This window comes from Pseudidiomarina atlantica, from assembly GCF_000753735.1.
Lineage (GTDB): Bacteria > Pseudomonadota > Gammaproteobacteria > Enterobacterales > Alteromonadaceae > Pseudidiomarina > Pseudidiomarina atlantica.
The window spans coordinates 19,262-37,821 of sequence record NZ_JPIN01000008.1 but is presented as its reverse complement, the minus strand read 5'-3'; the positions used below and the strand labels follow the sequence as shown (position 1 = coordinate 37,821).

Annotated in this window: 18 protein-coding genes; 12 read left to right on the top strand and 6 right to left on the bottom strand. The window is 49.4% G+C overall.

The annotated features are described in order from the left end of the window. Positions 1–11 precede the first annotated feature (11 nt). The 3 genes from IDAT_RS13165 to IDAT_RS08550 all read left to right on the top strand — a co-directional run bounded on the left by IDAT_RS13165 (position 12) and on the right by IDAT_RS08550 (position 4,397). Positions 12–173, top strand: a complete 162-nt coding sequence (locus tag IDAT_RS13165) for a YqaE/Pmp3 family membrane protein (RefSeq protein ID WP_034732829.1) — start codon at positions 12–14, stop codon at positions 171–173. A 16-nt stretch (positions 174–189) separates the two neighbouring features. Then, positions 190–3,375, top strand: a complete 3,186-nt coding sequence (locus IDAT_RS08555) for an amidohydrolase family protein (RefSeq protein WP_034732828.1) — start codon at positions 190–192, stop codon at positions 3,373–3,375. Between the two features lie 86 nt (positions 3,376–3,461). Further along, positions 3,462–4,397, top strand: coding sequence for a LysR family transcriptional regulator (locus IDAT_RS08550; RefSeq protein WP_034732826.1), 936 nt, complete (start codon positions 3,462–3,464; stop codon positions 4,395–4,397). 3 nt (positions 4,398–4,400) lie between these two features. On the opposite strand, the gene nhaD is transcribed toward IDAT_RS08550, so the two are convergent. The 5 genes from nhaD to IDAT_RS08525 all read right to left on the bottom strand — a co-directional run bounded on the left by nhaD (position 4,401) and on the right by IDAT_RS08525 (position 11,777). Continuing rightward, entirely contained in the window at positions 4,401–5,840 is a 1,440-nt protein-coding gene (nhaD, locus tag IDAT_RS08545) for a sodium:proton antiporter NhaD (RefSeq protein WP_051986671.1), read from the bottom strand. 144 nt (positions 5,841–5,984) lie between these two features. After that, the gene (locus tag IDAT_RS08540) at positions 5,985–6,791 is read right to left on the bottom strand and encodes an SDR family oxidoreductase (RefSeq protein ID WP_034732823.1); all 807 of its coding nucleotides are present in this window, start codon (positions 6,789–6,791) and stop codon (positions 5,985–5,987) included. A gap of 15 nt (positions 6,792–6,806) precedes the next feature. Next, positions 6,807–8,945, bottom strand: coding sequence for a diguanylate cyclase (locus IDAT_RS08535; protein ID WP_034732820.1), 2,139 nt, complete (start codon positions 8,943–8,945; stop codon positions 6,807–6,809). Between the two features lie 67 nt (positions 8,946–9,012). Continuing rightward, positions 9,013–11,373, bottom strand: a complete 2,361-nt coding sequence (locus IDAT_RS08530) for a penicillin acylase family protein (protein ID WP_034732819.1) — start codon at positions 11,371–11,373, stop codon at positions 9,013–9,015. 17 nt (positions 11,374–11,390) lie between these two features. Further along, entirely contained in the window at positions 11,391–11,777 is a 387-nt protein-coding gene (locus IDAT_RS08525) for a hypothetical protein (protein ID WP_034732817.1), read from the bottom strand. A gap of 148 nt (positions 11,778–11,925) precedes the next feature. Here IDAT_RS08525 and IDAT_RS08520 point away from each other — a divergent pair, with 148 nt between their 5' ends. Together IDAT_RS08520 and IDAT_RS08515 are read left to right on the top strand one after the other, a co-directional pair. Continuing rightward, positions 11,926–12,351, top strand: a complete 426-nt coding sequence (locus IDAT_RS08520; RefSeq protein ID WP_034732815.1) for a hypothetical protein — start codon at positions 11,926–11,928, stop codon at positions 12,349–12,351. Positions 12,352–12,421: 70 nt separating this feature from the next. Further along, a complete protein-coding gene (locus IDAT_RS08515; RefSeq protein WP_034732814.1) occupies positions 12,422–13,075 on the top strand; it encodes a LiaF domain-containing protein in 654 nt (217 codons plus the stop codon). Between the two features lie 353 nt (positions 13,076–13,428). Here IDAT_RS08515 and IDAT_RS08510 read toward each other — a convergent pair whose 3' ends face one another. Then, complete coding sequence (locus IDAT_RS08510; RefSeq protein WP_006956255.1) at positions 13,429–13,629, bottom strand: hypothetical protein; 201 nt, start codon at positions 13,627–13,629, stop codon at positions 13,429–13,431. A gap of 75 nt (positions 13,630–13,704) precedes the next feature. Here IDAT_RS08510 and IDAT_RS08505 point away from each other — a divergent pair, with 75 nt between their 5' ends. From IDAT_RS08505 to IDAT_RS08475, 7 genes are all read left to right on the top strand, one after another. Beyond that, entirely contained in the window at positions 13,705–14,049 is a 345-nt protein-coding gene (locus tag IDAT_RS08505; protein ID WP_034732811.1) for a hypothetical protein, read from the top strand. A gap of 66 nt (positions 14,050–14,115) precedes the next feature. Then, entirely contained in the window at positions 14,116–14,607 is a 492-nt protein-coding gene (locus IDAT_RS08500) for a DUF411 domain-containing protein (RefSeq protein WP_034732809.1), read from the top strand. A gap of 2 nt (positions 14,608–14,609) precedes the next feature. Then, complete coding sequence (gene tatA / locus IDAT_RS08495) at positions 14,610–14,828, top strand: twin-arginine translocase TatA/TatE family subunit (RefSeq protein WP_011234486.1); 219 nt, start codon at positions 14,610–14,612, stop codon at positions 14,826–14,828. Then, the gene (locus tag IDAT_RS08490; RefSeq protein WP_034732807.1) at positions 14,818–16,575 is read left to right on the top strand and encodes a copper resistance system multicopper oxidase; all 1,758 of its coding nucleotides are present in this window, start codon (positions 14,818–14,820) and stop codon (positions 16,573–16,575) included. The genes tatA and IDAT_RS08490 overlap by 11 nt, the downstream gene beginning before the upstream one ends. Positions 16,576–16,586: 11 nt before the next feature. Next, a complete protein-coding gene (locus tag IDAT_RS08485) occupies positions 16,587–17,330 on the top strand; it encodes a copper resistance protein B (RefSeq protein ID WP_034732806.1) in 744 nt (247 codons plus the stop codon). A 26-nt stretch (positions 17,331–17,356) separates the two neighbouring features. Beyond that, positions 17,357–17,707 carry a copper resistance CopC family protein gene (locus IDAT_RS08480; protein ID WP_011234483.1) on the top strand — a complete coding sequence of 117 codons (351 nt, stop codon included), beginning with the start codon at positions 17,357–17,359 and terminating at the stop codon, positions 17,705–17,707. Beyond that, positions 17,707–18,552: a copper resistance D family protein gene (locus tag IDAT_RS08475; protein WP_034732803.1), complete on the top strand. Its 846-nt coding sequence runs from the start codon at positions 17,707–17,709 to the stop codon at positions 18,550–18,552. The genes IDAT_RS08480 and IDAT_RS08475 overlap by 1 nt, the downstream gene beginning before the upstream one ends. The last annotated feature ends 8 nt before the right edge of the window (positions 18,553–18,560 follow it).

The window sequence follows — 18,560 nt, the reverse complement described above, 5'->3', positions numbered from 1 at the left end:
GGAGATAACCCATGGCTGATTTAATTCGTATTTTGATTGCGATTTTACTGCCGCCACTTGGTGTGTTTTTACAAGTGGGTATTGGTAAGCACTTTTGGATCAATATCATCCTGACCATTCTCGGCTATATTCCGGGTATTGTGCATGCAGTCTGGGTTATCGCTAAAAAATAATAATTAAGGTGTGATTATGAAACATCTCTCTACGCTGGCCCTTGCGGTCAGCGTCGCTCTCTCATTACCCGCGCATGCGCAAGACGCGGCACAAGATGACGTCAAATGGGACGTGCAAAATCCACAAGGTGAATTCAAGGACATTCAAATCAAGGTCAACGAAGGCACTTGGATGAATGTTGACTTGAGTCCTGACGGCAAAACTATCGTGTTTGATTTGCTCGGCGACATTTATCGTATGCCAGCCAGCGGCGGCGATGCTGAATTGATTGCCGGTGGCATTGCTTGGCAAATGCAGCCTGTGTTCTCACCCGACGGTAAGTACATCGCTTACACCTCAGACGTTGATGGCGGTGACAACATTTGGGTAATGGAAGCCGACGGTTCCAACAAACGCGCGGTCACCAATGAAACCTTCCGCTTGTTGAATAGCCCCGCGTGGAGTCCAGACGGTCAGTTCTTGGTGGCGCGTAAGCACTTTACTGCGCAGCGCTCACTCGGCGCCGGTGAAGTGTGGATGTATCATGTCAACGGCGGTACTGGTGTGCAGTTGACTGCGCGCCCGAACGACCAAAAAGATTTGGGTGAACCGGCCTTTTCACCAGACGGCCGTTATATCTATTTCTCACAAGACGATACCCCAGGTAAAACTTTCCACTACAGCAAAGACTCGCTGGAAGGCATCTACACTATCAAGCGCTATGACCGCGAAACGGGTGATATCGACGTGATCCTCAGTGGCGCAGGTGGTGCAATTCGCCCAACGCCATCACCGGACGGCAAATATCTGGCCTACATCAAGCGCGAAGACTTCAACAGCGTGTTGTACCTCTACGATTTGACCTCGGGCGAACAGACCCGCTTGTACAGCAAGCTCGATCGCGACATGCAAGAAACTTGGGCGATCCATGGCGTCTATCCGACTATGGATTGGACCCCTGATAGCAAGCAAATGGTGTTTTGGGCTGACGGTAAAATCATGAAGCTTGACGTTGCTTCGCGGGAAGTTCGCGTAGTGCCGTTTAGCGTTGAAACTACCAAGAAAGTACAAACTGCGTTGCACTTCAAACAAAACATTGAAGCCGATCAGTTCAAAGTACGCATGCTACGCGGTGTACAGGTTGCGCCGAATGGCGAGCAGGTGGTCTACGAAGCGCTAGGCAAGCTTTATCAGCGCAGCCTGCCGAATGGCACGCCGGAGCGCTTAACCGAACGTGACGGCGCCTGGGAGCTTTATGCGACCTATTCCCGTGATGGTCGTTACCTCGCGTACGTGACTTGGGATGACGTCGAGCAAGGTCAGTTGATTGTCCGTGATTTGCGCACTGGCAGCGAGCGTGTGTTGCCAACTGGCAAAGGTAAATTTATTGAGCCGGTCTTTAGCCCAGATGGCAAGTCAGTGGTGTATCGCAAGGTGCGTGGTGGTTATATCACGCCAGATACCTATGGCCTAAACCCAGGCGTGTATCACTTGAGCTTGAGTGACGGTGCCGAACCGCGCTTGATTAGCGAGAATGGCTATCAACCGCAGTTTGGCGCGCGCAACGATCGGGTGTACCTGATGGATTCGCGTGGCTCGCAGCAATTGTTGTCAGTTGATTTGACCACCAAAGAGCAGCGTACGCTATACACTTCAGAACACGCCACTGAGTACCGAGTGTCGCCTGACGGTAAACACTTAGCCTTTGCCGAGCGTTTCAAAGTATTCGTGACGCCACTGGTCGAGCGCGGTGCGGCGATTAACATCAGCCCCAGTGATAAGCAGTTCCCAGTCGAGCAATTGTCAGTGCGCGCCGGTGAAAATATTTCGTGGACAGCGGATGGTAAGAACCTTTATTGGTCGCTCGGTCCAGAACTTTATCATGCATCGGTCGCAGGTTTGTTTGCGATTGATAAGGGCGATGAAGCCTTTGCCAAAGTCGATAGCGGGCTGGATATCAGCTTCGACGCCGATGTTGCAAACCACCAGCAAACTGTTGCTTTTGTCGGCGCTAAAGTCATTACCATGAACGGCGATGAAGTGATTGAGAATGGCGTCGTGGTGGTCGAGGGCAACACCATTGTTGCGGTCGGTAGCGCTGACGAAGTGAGCGTGCCAGATGGTGCCTATGTGGTCGATGCCAGCGGCAAAACCGTAATGCCAGGTCTGTTTGACGGGCACGCGCATGGTCCTGCTGGTGAGTACGAGATCATTCCAGAACACAACTGGAAGGCTTATGCCAACCTTGCGTTTGGCGTGACCTCGATTCATGATCCATCGAACGACACCACCGAAATCTTCACTGCCAGCGAAATGCAAAAGGCCGGCTTGATCGATGCGCCACGGACCTTTTCAACCGGTACCATTTTGTACGGTGCCAATGGTCCAGGTTATACCTCGCACATTGATAACCTTGACGATGCCAAGTTCCACTTGGAGCGCTTGAAGAAAGTCGGTGCGTTCTCGGTGAAGAGTTACAACCAACCGCGTCGTAACCAGCGTCAGCAAGTCATCCAAGCAGGCCGTGAGCTGGAAATGATGGTGGTACCGGAAGGCGGCTCGCTGTTGCAGCATAACCTGACCATGGTCGCCGACGGGCATACTACAGTTGAACACTCGATTCCGGTGGCGGAAATCTACAACGATATCGAGCAGTTCTGGCAGCAAACCGACGTGTACTACACGCCAACACTGGGCGTCGCGTACGGCGGTATCTGGGGTGAGAACTATTGGTATGCCGAAACTGACGTATGGCAGCACCCGAAACTGAGTAAGTTTGTGCCGCAAGACGCCTTAGTCGGTAAGGCAATGCGTCGTGAAAAAGCACCGCATCACCACTACAACCACATTAATAACGCCTCGGTAGCAAAGCGTTTAACAGATGCTGGCGTTCATGTGGTGGCGGGTGCACACGGTCAGCGTGAAGGTTTAGCGCAGCATTGGGAGATCTGGATGATGGCGCAAGGTGGCATGACGCCACTGGAAGCACTGGCGACCGCAACTATTAATCCAGCCAAAGAGTTCGGTATGGACCATGCACTGGGGTCGCTTGAGGCTGGTAAGTTGGCTGACATTATTGTGATTGACGGTAACCCGTTGGCGGATATTCGCGTTACGGATCGCGTCACCCATACCATGGTGAATGGCCGTCTATACAACGCCGAAACCATGGATCAGTTGGTACCGGAGCAAGTTGAACGGCCAACCTTCTTCTGGGAATAGACTAAGGTCGTAGCAATTACGGCTGCAAGTTTTACAGAAGCTAGCTATAATCCCGCTATATTCGTATAGCGGGATTTATTTTTTCTATGAATAACATCAAAGATATTGATTTAAACCTTCTTGTTTATCTCGACGTGTTATTACGTGAGCGCAATGTCACTAAAGCTGCGGCGCAATTGAATATTACCCAGCCAGCCATGAGTAACGGCTTGAAGCGTTTGCGGAGCTTGTTGAACGATCCGATTTTAGTCCGTACCAGCGAAGGCATGATCCCAACGGAAACCGCCAAACGCATGCAAGAGCCCGTGCGACAGATCCTGTATTCAGTCGAAGAAATGGTACAACCGGCCCGCGAGTTTGATCCCGCCACTACCGACCGGGTGTTCCGCATTATGGCATCAGACTATGCCGCCTCGACGTTGATGCCGCGCCTGTTACCAAGCCTGCAAGCGCAAGCGCCAAAGGTGACGCTAGACATCATGACGCCAAGTGACATCAGTTTTCACGACGTTGAAAATGGCAAGGTGGATTTGGCCATCAACCGCTTCGAGAAGCTACCGCAGTCGTTTCATCAAAAAGCCCTGTGGGAAGATGATTTCTCGTGCTTGATGCGCCGTGACCACCCGCTATTGCAGGATTACACCTTAGCGAATTACCTCAAAGCTGAGCATGTGTGGGTCAGTAAAACTGGTTTTGGCGTAGGCGTGGGCATGGATCCTCACGATGTACAAAAGCTTGGCTGGGTCGACGAAGCGCTCGGTAAGCTTGGCTACAAGCGCGATATTCGCGTATTTACCCGCAACTACCATGTTGCCATGCATTTGGCGCGCCAAGGGCTGATTGCAACGTTGCCGACGCGAGCGGCCAAACTTTATGAAGGTGACGATGAGTTGGTCTTAAAAGCGCCGCCGTTTGCCATTGAGCAGCTGGATCTGACCATGATTTGGAGCCCATTACTGCAGCATGATGCCGGTCACCGCTGGTTCCGACAACTGGTTGCCGAAACCGCGGAACATCCCTAAGGCTTAGTGGTTGAACACCTCAAACAAGTGGCTGTTCAACCAAATATGCACGACAATACTGGCCGCATAGCCCACCGCGATGGCGGGGGCCCATTTCAAGTGACTGGCAAAGGTGTAGTAGCCACGCGCTTGACCCATAAGGGCAACGCCCGCCGCCGAGCCAATCGACAACAAGCTACCACCAGTACCAGCGGTTAAGGTAATCAGCAACCATTGTCCATGGGACATATCAGGTTGCATCGACAACACCGCGAACATCACTGGAATGTTATCAATCACCGCTGACATAAGTCCCAAACTGACGTTGGCAAAGGTTGGTGACCATTGGTTATACAGGGTGTCAGACAGCAGGTGCAGATAGCCCATAAAGCCAAGACCACCCACGCAAATAACGATACCGTAGAAGAACAACAAGGTGTCCCACTCGGCGCGTTGCACACGGCTAAACACATCGAATGGCACTACGCTACCAAGGCGTTTGAGGCGTTCCATGTCACCGGCACGTTCTGCCATAGCGCGTTTGCGCGCAAGCGAGCCTGGTAAGGTCATGCGCAAGAAGTAACCAAAAAACTGCAGGTAACCCAGACCCATCATCATGCCCAGTACCGGCGGTAAGTGCAGGAACATATGGCAGGCAACGGCAGTGGCGATGGTGAGTAAGAACAGCGTGGTGATGCGCAGCGCACCACGTTTCAGTTCAACTTCTTCATAGACCGCTGCAGGCTTTTTGTTCTCAATAAAGAAATTCATGATCACTGCAGGGATCAGGTAATTTACCAGCGACGGAATAAACAGCACGAAGAACTCTTGGAATTCAACCATACCGGCCTGCCACACCATCAGCGTAGTGATGTCACCAAATGGGCTGAAAGCACCGCCAGCGTTCGCTGCGATAACGATACTGACACACGACATGCCAATGAACTTTTTGTCGCCATCAGCAACTTTCATCACCACCGCGCACATCAATAGGGCAGTGGTCAAGTTGTCGGCAACCGGCGAAATAAAGAACGCGAGAAAACCAGAGAGCCAGAACAACTGGCGATAAGTGAAGCCTTTTTTCACCATCCAAGCGCGCAAGGCATCAAACAACCGACGTTCTTCTAGAGCGTTGATATAGGTCATCGCCACGAGCAGAAACAGCATCAGCTCGGCGAATTCGAGCAAGTTATGGCGGAATGCTTGTTCGGCAACGCCTGGCAAACCTTGGTCAACGTAGACCCAACCGATCATCATCCAGATGAGGCCCGCGGCTACCAGCACCGGTTTAGATTTACGCATATGCAAACGTTCTTCGGCCATCACCAACATGTAGGCGATAGTGAAGATGATGATAGCGACGATACCGACCGTAGCGGTGGTTAGATCAAGAGGTCCAGCGGCGGCAAATGCCGCAGGGCTGACAAGCAGGCCAGAGAGGGCAACGAGAAGCAGCTTCCACATGTGTCTATTCCTTGCACACAAAGGGTTGGGGAGAAATTCGCGCGAATACTAGCACAAATTTCTAGCCTTTCCCTGTGTCCTTTGGAATTTGCTTTGGTTCTTTCGGGTTAGTCCCTAGTAGGTACCCTCAGAACTGGTTTAACGTTATGATTTATCGTTCTTTTTAATGTTCTTATGCAAAAAGCTGCGATACCAGTTACGCGGTAAGAAGCGCTTTAAATACCATGCAATGCGGCCCTGCTTATGTGGAAGTGTATAGAATTGTTTACGTTCGATGCTGCGCATGATGCTTTTAGCGATGTCGCTCGCGTTGAGTTTGCTACTCGCCATTAATTTATCGAGTTTTTTATCCATACCATCGACGGTTGAACGCATGCTATCGCCCAAGTTGGTGCGGAAAAACGATGGGCACACCACGGTAACCTGAATATTGTCCGCGGTCAGTTCGTTTTGCAGCGTTTCTGACAGGCTAACCACTGCCGCCTTGGTGGCGTTGTACGAACTCATGTTGGGTACATCGAGTAAGCCTGCCATCGATGCAACATTCACAATGTGCCCTTTTTGCTGGCGCTGGAGCAGTGGTAAAAATGCCTTGCAACCGCGCACCACGCCGAGCAGGTTGATGTCGATAATCCATTGCCAGTCACTGAGGGTGGTATCGCTCAGTTTACCGACTTGCGCGACGCCGGCATTGTTGACGACCACATCTACGCCTTGCCATTGCGCATCAAGCTGTTTGGCAACCTCTTCGAGATCGCTGATACGCGTAACATCGGCGGTGAGAAATAGGCTTGCCGGCTGTAAGCGTTGCAAGCTGCCAATCACAGCTTCACCGCGCTCGGTATCTCGGTCGACAATACAGACTTTCCAGCCTGCTTTTGCCGCGACTTGTGCGAGGGCGAAGCCAAGTCCACTGGCACCGCCGGTAATGACAATTCGTTGGGGTTGCATCAATTCAAATCCTGTTTATAGCGTGGTCATGGAGATGCGGCTGCGACCGTCATCTTTGCTCTGATAAAGCAATTTGTCCGCTTGCGCGACCAAGCGGCGGAAACTACTGCCACTGTATTCACGACGTATTTCGACAATACCCATACTCATGGTCATCGGGATCACTTGCCCATTGACTTGGCAGTGGGTCGCCAGATCATGCTGGAAGCCTTCAACGACTTTGCGCACGTCTGCACAATCGCTCATAAACACAGCGAACTCTTCCCCACCGTACCGGCCGACCAGGTCGCCGCGGCGCTCAAAGTGTTCGCGCAGCAGTTGTCCTACGGCACGGATACATTCGTCACCGATGGGGTGACCCATGGTGTCGTTAATGCGCTTGAAGTAATCGATGTCCATCAGCATGAGAGCAATGGGTCGACGTGTCGCCATAGCCTCGTGATATCGTTGCTCGGCTAAGTCATCAAAAGTGCGGCGGTTGAGCAGTTCAGTAAGACCGTCTTCGCGCGCGAGCTTTTGCAGTTTGGCGTTGAGCTTTTCTAAATCTGCGGTTTTTTCTTCCACCTGGTGCTGCAATTGCTTATTAAAATTCAGCATGATTTTACGTGCGGCAATCAGGTTTTCGGCAATGGTCGTCACTTCGCGAGTCATGTCGTTGCGCTCAATGACCAACGGCAGTTCGGTATTGTTTCTTAAGTGTTCGGCCAGGTGAATGAGCGGACGATTAATGTCTTGTGCGAAACGCCGCGTCACAAACGCAAATAGTCCCGTGATTAACAGCAGAAAAATGAATAAGTCGATGAGATTTTCAAGAAACAGTTCGGTCAGTTGTTGCGGATCTGAAAATACATAAATATTCCAGCCAAAAGTATTGAGTCGCTGTGTGTAGAGTGCATCGCGCTCATTGAGCTGCATCAGAGGTAAATTCTGGGTGTAAAGATTAGTGCGATTAGTCGGCACAAACGTGGCAAGCGAGGGTAAATTTAAATTGTCGCTGGCAAAAATAATTTGGTCGTCGTTGTCGGTTACTACCACGTTTTCAAAACTGGGGTTAATGCCGGTTCGACGCACCAAATTATGCAACTCAGGAATGTTGAGTGAGCCCTCAACAATGCCCATGAATTCGCCGTCAACAATCAGCGGTTCACTGATGGCAATGATCGGCATAGTGCCAAACCCGCGTCCGCGGAATGCACTTGAAACATAACCCTCACTGGTGTTTTTGGGGACCTGGAAATAACTTCGGTCATCCACATTAGGGATGCTCTGATTGCGCGACAAAATCGCAGTAAATTGAGAGGTAGGTACACCATGCAAAATCCGCCCTTCTGCATCGGTGATGAGCATGGTGGTAAAAGCCGGGAAACTCAGTTGGGCCTGTTCAAGTAGCGCGATTCGTTCGGCGTAACTATCGACACGAAGCATAGAATCACGCAGATTGCGCACCGCTATGACATGGCCGTGGACAAAATCTTCTGTAACCTGTCTCAGGTTGTTCGCCTTCGAGCCGATATCCGTGACAATCTGGCGTTCAGTTTGCTGTGCTGAGCGCAAGGTATAGAGCATCGAAAAGCACAGTGAGCTGACGATGATACACAGAAAACTGAGATAAAAGATGCGGCCGCTAAGCGTATCAGACACCTGTTTCATTACCGAAACACGCCAAGTACGCGGAATCAGTTGATACAACAAGATCGCCAGCGCGGTATACAGCAAGCCATTAAGCAACAGCTTGGCGAGGATCAGAATCAAGAAGTCCTGTGGCACATCGATGATCGTGGGTAGATACAAATAAGTGAGCGGTCCACCAAATGCCACCCAGTAAATGAGATCGGCCAGTAAGATGGGGACGTTGCGCTTGTACAGCAGGTAAATCGCGATGACCTCAGCGGTCATGGTGACTAAAAAGAAAATATTGTCGGTGTACAGATAAATCGCGCTCGAGGCAATCAGTACGCTAATGAGCGCAGTAAAAAGTCCACGACTAAACAGGGCCAACATAACAAACAGTTGCCCCATTAAAATCGTCACTGAGCCATACAGCTCAAAGGCCAGAAAGTAATTGCAAAGTGCTGCTACAGAGCCGAACCCTACGCCCCACGCAAAGTTGGTGAGGCGACTATCATACGGATTTGAATCGTAGCTCTCGTTCACGGCTCTATCTCTTTAACGACGTTAAGTTTTCCTCGAGATTACCACAATTTATCTACAAAGCGATGCGTTACTTGGTCGATTTTGCAACGACGCGCAGCTCGCTTTGCATCACGGCAAGAATCTCTGCACGTTCAAAGATGATGTTGCGCCACTGCTTATTCGCAAATAACTCGGTTTGTTCAACGTAGGCAGGGTCTTGCGGATTTTCACTTTGACCGTAATTTAATAGCGCCTCAGCGCGTGGACCTTGCGGCGTGAACTCCACCGCTAAGATAAAACTGCTGCCGCCGGTAATGGGGTAGCCCTTATCGGTCAGCGATGACCATCGCGTTAGCCGCTCACCAGCAAAGTAGGGCCCTATGGTATCTGTGCCGCGCATATCGACCATGTTAATGACGCCATCTTGATGCCGCCCACCATGTACCGCAACCGGTTGCTCTCCGCTATAAGCAATTTGCTGCTCGCCAAGCGTGGCGTCAAGCGCAATCTTCTGTGCTCCAAGTAGTTGTGCGGCATCCAGCAACGCCTGCATCGCCAGTTCGGCATCGGCAATTCCGGTCGGCGTTGTCAGTGGTGCACCACTATCGAAGACGACTGCGTAGGGTTCAACCTTGGCTTCAGCGCTGAGCGCTAAATACGCGCTTAACCATTCGCGGAATAGCACGGCACCGGGACTACGCAAATCAAAGGTGCCGGTAAACTGTGCTAATGCAGCACAAGCTTCGTCGGGCACTTTCGCGTCGTCAACACACAAGTTGGTAAGGTCAGTGTAGAACGCTTGATAGGCGCGCGTGGCATTGTGAAATAGCGCTTGTTGTACCTCGGCTAAATCAAAGCGTTGGTCGGCACCACGAAACGCGGGATTGGTTAAGTACTCTAGGTTTTGTTGAGTGCGCAAACTGACTGCGGTTTCATACGGACCGTAAGCAGGTGAAAGCTTTGACTGACGTTCGCTAGCATGAGCAAGCCAGTAGCTGTCGTTCGCGTTGAACACATAATCATCGCGCAAGAGCTGCGGACGCTGGTCGAACGGTACGCTATTCGGCACCACGACATCATCACTTGCTTGCCACCTAAATACGGGGTTGCTGCCATCGAGCAACAATAGGCCGCGCTCGTCATAGAGTTGGCGAACTTCGGGGCTCTGTTGATACATTTTTTGCCACGTCGCTTGCGCTTCGGCACTTAGATGACCGACGGTCGAGTTATCAAGATAGACAGCTTTGCCTTCGCGCCCAGTGGCGATGGTATTCACCCACGGCATGGCGTTCCAGCGTTCGTGGGCTGCAATAAAACTATCGATGGAGTCGGCACGCCCCATATCCCACCATTGCTCGAGCATGGCAAAGTTGTCGTAATTGACGTCATTGATGGCGAAGGCCGTAGTCGCCGTCCAAGTGAGACCGGGCATACTAACGACTGGACCGTATTCACTCCACCATAGGGTATGTTCATGGTTCGCTAGCGCACCATCCTCGCCTTTTACCCTCAGACTAACTTTGCGCGCTTCAAGTTGCTGCACCTCACCGCCGACACGATATAGTGTTGGGTCGATGCCATCGAGCTGCAGTTGATACAACGCTAACCGGTAGCTGTCTGACACCGTGTGAGACCAACCCAGGTGCTGGTTGAAACCAATGGCAACGCCCGGAACACCGATCAGATGCACTCCGTAAATATCCAGTTCGCCGGGAATGGTTAAGTGTTTTTCCCAAAACCGGTTACTGCCAAACCACGGATAATGCGGATTGCCAAGCAAAATGCCGCCGTCGTGTTCGGTAAGTTCGTTACCTAACGCCCATGCATTCGAGCCTAAATCACTGCGGGTAACAGCGGCTTCAGCTTCGGCCAGCAAATCGTCTGCGATGTCGATTTGGGCGATATCTTGATTCGGCGGTGCAGCATTGGCAATTGCCGCGGCCAAGTAAGGCAGGGTAGTGGTAATGTAATAGCCACGAGCGTAAATATCTTGCGCGGTCACTGGTTGCACCCATGCAGCATCTTGGCACCAACTGCCGGCACCAGGGTTTTCTTGCAGGTAGTGATTGAAGCCAGCGGCATAGCCGGTCATGTTGGCTTGTATTTCTGGGCGTAATTGCGTGAACGCAGCACTGGCACGACCATGAATATCGAGCCCACGCACCACCGCATCATTAATGACGAAGCGTTGACGCGGGCCTTCACCTAAATACTCTGCTAACTCGCCACGTGCCGCGATGCGCATGTACGAAATCGTGCAAATTTGGTCTTTTGCTGCCGCGTACCCTTCACCAAACCCCAAGCTACCGTAGTCCTTCGCTTCGATATGCGGCACTCCGAACTCGGTGTACCGAATCACTGCTTCATAGTCGTCATTCTCGGCAGTAGTGGTCGTGTTATTACAGCCCGCCAGCAAAAGCAGCGGTATCGCAAGACTCAAATAGCGCATGATGTTCCTTTATTATTTTAGTTATCGCAGTCTTTGTTTGCATCGGTACAGGTGATTGCGGTTTTCGGTTTCCTCGGCTTTCTCATGACCGCCTTAGCACCTCCACCTGGCACCTTAGTTTGCGTAGCTTCACTTTGTGAAACTGTAATGTCGATACCGGGAATAGGGTCGCCTTGAGCCTGGGTCGCGACATCACCGTAGCCATCGCCGTCAGCATCGGTTGGTGCAACGCTACTTTGCGGACCTTTTTGCTCCCGTTCAATTTTTTCGACCGCAATTTCGATGCTATCACCGACTTTTTTTGCCGTCGCTTCTGGTTTTTTATCTTGTGGAGGTTCAGCAGCATAACTGACTGAACCTGCGATTAAAATAACGATACATCCAATTGTATTCAGCGTTTTCATAATGGCTTCCTCAGCACTTAGTTAACCCTTAAGGTTTAGCCTGAAGCCGACAGATTCGCAACTATAGTCTATAGTTTTCGCGCTAGGCAGGATGCCTACGTCGTAACGGAAGGACAATGAATGCAGGTAACTTCAGGAGAACATTACCATGCACAAGTTACTTTTAATCGGTAGCTTGCTCCTTTGTTGTTGCGCAGTTCCCGCCGTCGTGGCGTATGATCATGAGGATGAAAGTTACATACTTCTTATTAATCACTACAACGTAGCTCCGGAGCACATCAACGAGTTTATGGCTGGCGGAGAAGCGTGGAAGAAATGCTATCTTGAGAACGGTGGCACCGAAACGTGGACGATTTGGCGCCGCATACAAGGCGAAGGCATCACTTTTACCTTCACTAAACCCTTTGCCAATTGGCAAGACTTTTTTGCCGGTGAAGAAGCTGTGGGCGAGGAACGTAGCAAACAGTTACAAAATGACTTCATCAATTCAGTGGATGAAATGTGGAGTTATTTATATGCTCAATTACCTGACCTGAGCCACTTACCTGCAAGTAGCGGCACAGCACAGGAGTAACCAAGAGGCGAGATCACAAATAAACTGCAATAACAGTGATCTCGCTTCTCTACTGCTTACGGGGGAGAGCATGGCAGTTAAATTAGAAGACCGACCGATTGAGCAAGTTCGCGAAGAATGTATTGATAAACTCATCGTAAATTACAGTCATGCGATTATTTCGCAAGCAGCGTTTGAACGCCGCCTCGACGAAATGATGGCCGCGACCGAGCATCAAGTACTACTCGACCTCGTCGCGGACTTACCGAAGGAAGCTGACAAGCAATATGCCGAAGACAAACAATCGACCTTTGCACCATCTGCCACCAGTGCAGAAGCTACCGAAGACAAAATTGTCAGCATTCTCAGTTCCAACAGCCGCAAAGGGCCATGGCTCGTACCCAAGAAACTGATCATTATTGATGTCTTAGGTTCGGTTGAGCTCGATTTTTCGCAAGCAACCTTCGCCGACACCCAAGTTGAAATCGAAGTGAAAAGCTTCTTGGGCTCGGTCAGTATTGCAGTGCCCGAAGACGTTGCTGTGGTTTCACGCGTCACTAATATTTTGGCGTCCAGCGAAGAACACGCGCCGCCACAGCCGCAGCACGCGCGCTATACCATTGTCGTCACCGGCATGTCGCTGATAGGCTCCGTCGACGTATCCGTGAAGCGCAGCATGCGCGAACGCTGGGTCGAATTCGCCAACAGCATGCGCGAAGCCTTCGGCCTCGAACGCCGCACTTAACTTTCACCGCTGCCACAACGAAAAAAGCCCCGCACGTGAGTGCGAGGCCTTCCGACTAATGGTGCCGGAGGCGGAATCGATAAGATCTAATAACTTATTGTTTTATAGTGGATAAAAAATATTAAGATTCAAGCGTGTTACTTACCTTGTTACTAAAACTTCAGCTTTAGTTTTTTGATTGAAAGCTTTTTCACAAATGAATCTTTTAACTTTTTGGCTATGCCCAATACTCGCTTAACACGTTGAACATAGCTATAGTGGTCTGCAACTTGTGAACGTGTAGTGGCAAATAAATTCGTGCTTCTGATTAGAGATGAAAAGCTATACTTGTTGCTTTGGTTAAAGTGAATTAGCTATTTATCAACATTTTTCCATGGGCCGAACGCTATAAAGTAAAGAAGAATGATATTTGCGATAGGGATAACAATCAGAAGACCCAATGGACCAGGGTAGCCAACTCGTTGGCAGATACGCCATGCGGGAACAATAAAAATAGCTCCCACAATCAGCATCCATAGAAAGCCCATACCTGCGAACATTTCGTGATTCATCATTATCTGCTCCTTATTTGACATGCGTAAAAATGACGTTAGACTAAAGTTTATTGAATTGCAAAAAGCAGGGTGCTCGTGCTAATTCGAATTCTGTTATTAATGACAGTGCTATTGGTGTCGATGTCGTTTTCGCAAACGGCAGAAGCTCACGCATGTCATGATAACAGCCAAATGCAGCACAGCATGATGTACGAAGCCGACACAAACGATTGCGAGCATGAGACGCAAAAGCACAACTCGTGCTGTGCTGACATGACCATTCGGCATTGCTCCGGCGGCTCGGTTTTATTTGTCGGACAGTCTTCTTCGGTTAATGCCGCTGCAGTTAACCTCTCTGCCAAAGTCGATGCGCCCATCGACACCTCAATTCGTGCTAAACACGCGTCTAAATTATTCCGTCCCCCAATAATTACCGCTTAATAAGTTACTAGAAATTTAACACACGCTCGGCGTGTTTCCTTAAAACTTATTAATCGGTGAATAATTATGTCTATCAAACGCAATATCGCTGTTTTGGCGATGCTGTTTTCCGTGTCTGTATCTGCAACCGATGTAGAAGAGCAGCAACTAACCGTTCTAAAAGATCCCAACTGCGGTTGCTGTGAAAAGTGGTTACAAGCTTTACCGGATAGCTTTAGTGTGTCCGTACAACATCCGAACAACTTGACCCAACGAAAACGTGATGCCGGTATTAGTGCCGAGGTCCAATCCTGTCATACCGCTATTTCTAGTAATGGCTATGTCTTTGAGGGGCACGTTCCTCCTACATTGGTTTCTCATTATTTAGCTGGGAAAAAGTCAGCCAATGGCATTGGATTAACTGTTCCTGGCATGCCGGTAGGGTCTGTTGGTATGGAAATGGGTACTCGGTTTCAACCGTATACGGTCTATGAAATCAAAGAGGACGGTTCAATTACACCTTATAAGCAGATAGCAAGTTTAGAGCAGCAGCAAGCACTCTCAAATGGAGGGCTTTAGCTATGGGATTTGGCGGCATGAGTATGGTTCAGTTAGGAGTTTTACTGGTTATTGTCATTCTTCTTTTTGGTAGCAAAAAGCTACGAACCCTGGGATCCGATCTTGGTAGTGCGATAAAAGGGTTTAAATCATCGATTACTGATGAACCGTCTGATAGGGAAAAGGACATTCAACGTCATCAAAATTTAACCTCAGAAGAGGAGCGTCATCATGAACAATGAGTTTAATAAAGGGCGTCGAAAATTCATTAAATCTGCATTTACTGTGGCGTCCGCGTTAGCAATTGCCAAAGTAGCCCCAACATGGGCAACACCTCAAGGGCGTAAATTTAAAGATCAAGTTTTGACGAAAGATGAAATTGATTTAACCATCGCGAAGTCTCCTTTGTTAGTAGGGAATAAGGTTGGCACACCTATAACGATTAACGGTCAAATGCCTGGTCCTCTAATTCGTTTGAAAGAAGGTCAACGAGCCAAGCTAAATGTGACCAATAGACTATCTGAAGACACGTCAATCCACTGGCATGGGATTATTTTGCCTGAAAATATGGATGGCGTACCCGGGGTTTCATTTGAAGGTATAAAGCCGGGGCGAACTTATAAGTATCGCTACGACGTTGAGCAAAATGGCACTTATTGGTATCACAGCCACTCGGGTTTACAGGAGCAACTGGGGCACTTAGGTCCGCTGATTATCGACCCAAAAGACGGAGATATAGGCGCTGATCGTGAACACACAATTATTCTAAGTGACTGGACATTCGAAGATCCAAATGACGTTTTTCGTAATTTGAAAGTAGCGGAAGGCTACTATAACTACCAAAAGCGTACGATATTTGAGACGTTCGAGGACGTGCGCCAGCATGGGTTAGAGAAAACCTGGAAGCAAAGAGAAATGTGGGGACAAATGCGGATGAGTCCTCGCGATATCGCTGATGTGACAGGGAGTACATACACCTACCTGATGAATGGTCGCGATTCAGCAATGAACTGGTCAGCATTATTTAAACCAGGTGAGAAAGTGCGACTTCGTATTATCAACGGCTCTGCGATGAGCTATTTCGATGTACGTATTCCTGGTCTAGAGATGACTGTAGTGGCGGCAGATGGTCAACCGGTGAAGCCTGTGTCTATTGATGAGTTTCGTATCGGAGTGGCTGAAACCTATGATGTCATTGTTCAGCCAAAGCATAACAAGGCTTATACGATTTTTGCGGAGAGCTTTGACCGTAGTGGCTATGTCAGAGGCACATTAACACCAGAAATTGGCCTTGAAGCAGAAGTTCCTGAGTTACGCGCGGTGCCTGAACGTGGTATGGCCGCGATGGGAATGGGGGCCATGGCGATGTCAGGAAATAAGGAAGAGAAAGGTATGATGAATATGAGCGGCACAGACGGTCATATGAATCATGAAATGATGCATAAAAAAGAGCTTCCTGTGGAAAACATTAAAATTGAGCACAGTGAAGGTGGTCACGGAGCTGCTGCCGCCATGATAGCTATGAATCCGACCAGTCGTCTCCATGAACCGGGCATAGGTTTGGATAATGTTGACCATAGAGTCTTAGTGTATAGCGATCTTATTGGGGCCCAAGAATGGCCAGATAAGCGGGAACCAGAGCGCCAGATTGAACTGCATTTGACCGGTAATATGGAACGGTATATGTGGTCGTTTGACGGGAAGAAATACACCGAAGTTGACGGCCCTGTGCAGTTCCGTCACGGCGAGCGCTTAAGGTTGGTGATGGTTAATGACACCATGATGGATCATCCAATCCACTTACACGGTATGTGGATGGAACTTGAAAATGGACAGTATCCTCGTCCTCGTAAGCACACCATTAGTTTAAAACCAAGCGAGAAAGTATCACTACTGATATCCGCTGATGCACCTGGAAGCTGGGCATTTCATTGTCATCTGCTTTATCACATGAAAGCGGGCATGTTTCGTGTGGTAAATGTGGCATAAGGAGGAAGGCTATGTACGCTAAATCATTGTTGTTCACTACAGCACTTCTACCCGCAGTGGCAATGGCGGGACATGCAGAGGAAGGCTGGCCAGAGCCCGTTAAAGAATATTACACCGGGCAGGTATTATTTGACCGGCTGGAATTAACGCGAACAGACGAGGAAGAGAACGTTGCCGTTTGGGACATGATGGCTTGGTACGGTGGTGATTATCATCGGTTTGTCTTCAAAAGTGAGGGGGAAAATATTCAAGATGACGGAGAGTCCACTGACTTGGAAAGTGCTGAGTTGTTATACGGCTACCTGATGTCTCCGTTTTGGTCGTTTCAGGCCGGTGTTGGTACGCGAGGCTCCTTATCGTCCGATGCCTCTATGGAAAATTATGCCGTTGTTAGCTTCATGGGGCTGGCTCCGTATTGGTTTGAAATGGACAACTCGTTGATGGTGAACGAAGAAGGCGATGTCCAGTTTGTCAGCGAAACTGAATATGAGTGGCAGTTAACGCAAACATCGTACTTACAGCCTCGCATTGAGTTTACAGCCAACCTAACAGATTCAGACAAATATGAACGGCAAAGTGGCTTGAGCAACTTGCGCGTGGGGTTGCGTTATCGTCACGAAATCAGTCGTGAGTTTGCACCCTACATTGGTGTTTATTGGAACGGCGCGTTAGGCAACACGGCAGATGAAATGAAACGAATGGGTGAGGACACCACAGAAACAGGCGTGGTCCTTGGGGCCAGAGTTTGGTTTTAATTGATAATAAACAAAGAGGAAACAACATGAAAAACATACTTAAGTTAGCCTTCGGTACCACGTTATTTTTTAGTGCATGGGCCAGCGCTCACGTCGGCCTAACATCCAGTAGCCCGGAGGACGGTGCGACTTTGTCCGAGTCACCAACGGAAATTACGATGAATTTTTCCGGTGATGTTCGTCTGGCTAAAATTATGCTGCACTCAGATGACGGAAAAATGCATCCGCTGGACTTTTCGATGAGCATGACTCCCAAAGCAGCGTACGAAATTGCTGTTAAAAACAATTTGGCGTCAGGTGGTTATACGGTTTATTGGACGGCAATGGGTGGGGACAGTCATAAAATATCGGGTGATTTTAGCTTTGAGGTGAAATGATGACCCTTTGGAGTGTGGCCAGCGTTTTAACGTTGGCCTTTATATTCTGGCTTAACGCGGTGATGACCGCCTCGCCTTATATCGTTTATTTGTCCGGTTTAAAAAAGCAGTCTGAACGAAAGAATAGCCTTGTTGCGTTGCTTCTATTACTGGCAAGCCTTCTGTATTTTTTTCTGAAAGTCGGTAGTTTTGCTGCTGAAGGCTTTGCCGGCATGATTGACACGACCTACATGCAGTTTATATGGACCGGCCCTGTTGGGTTGTTCATGCAACTTCAGATAGCGGTTGCTATTGCTTGGATTGTTTACTCCGTTGTTAAGCTAAAACGTATAAAGTGGGTGCTATATGTTGTCGCCATTGGACTCATGGGATGGAGCTTTTTAAGTATTGGTCACGGCAGTGACGCCGTCTGGTGGGGAAAGCTAGCGCTTTTAACACACTTGTTAGTCGCTTGGGTTTGGTTCGGCAGTCTTAACTCATTGCGAAAGCTGGCAACGTCGGTACCGCTTGCTAAAGCGAAAGCCATTATGGAGCGTTTTGGTGTGCATATGTCTGCAGCGGTTCCAATACTCCTTATTGCGGGCTTGGTTATGTATCGTAGTGCAACAGGGCGATGGATGCCAGAGCTGCCGCTTACGTCGTATGACACGGTACTACTAGCGAAACTTGTGTTTGTGGCGCTGATTCTCCTTGTTGCCGCATTGCATAAATTAAAGTTCGTACCGCAATTAAATGATAACGCGGCCGCCAAGCGACTCAAAAACTCCATAACGGCGGAAATGGTATTGGCTGTCACTATTTTTACCCTGGCCTCTGCGCTAAGCAGCGCGTTTTCCCCTAGTTAATGTTAGGA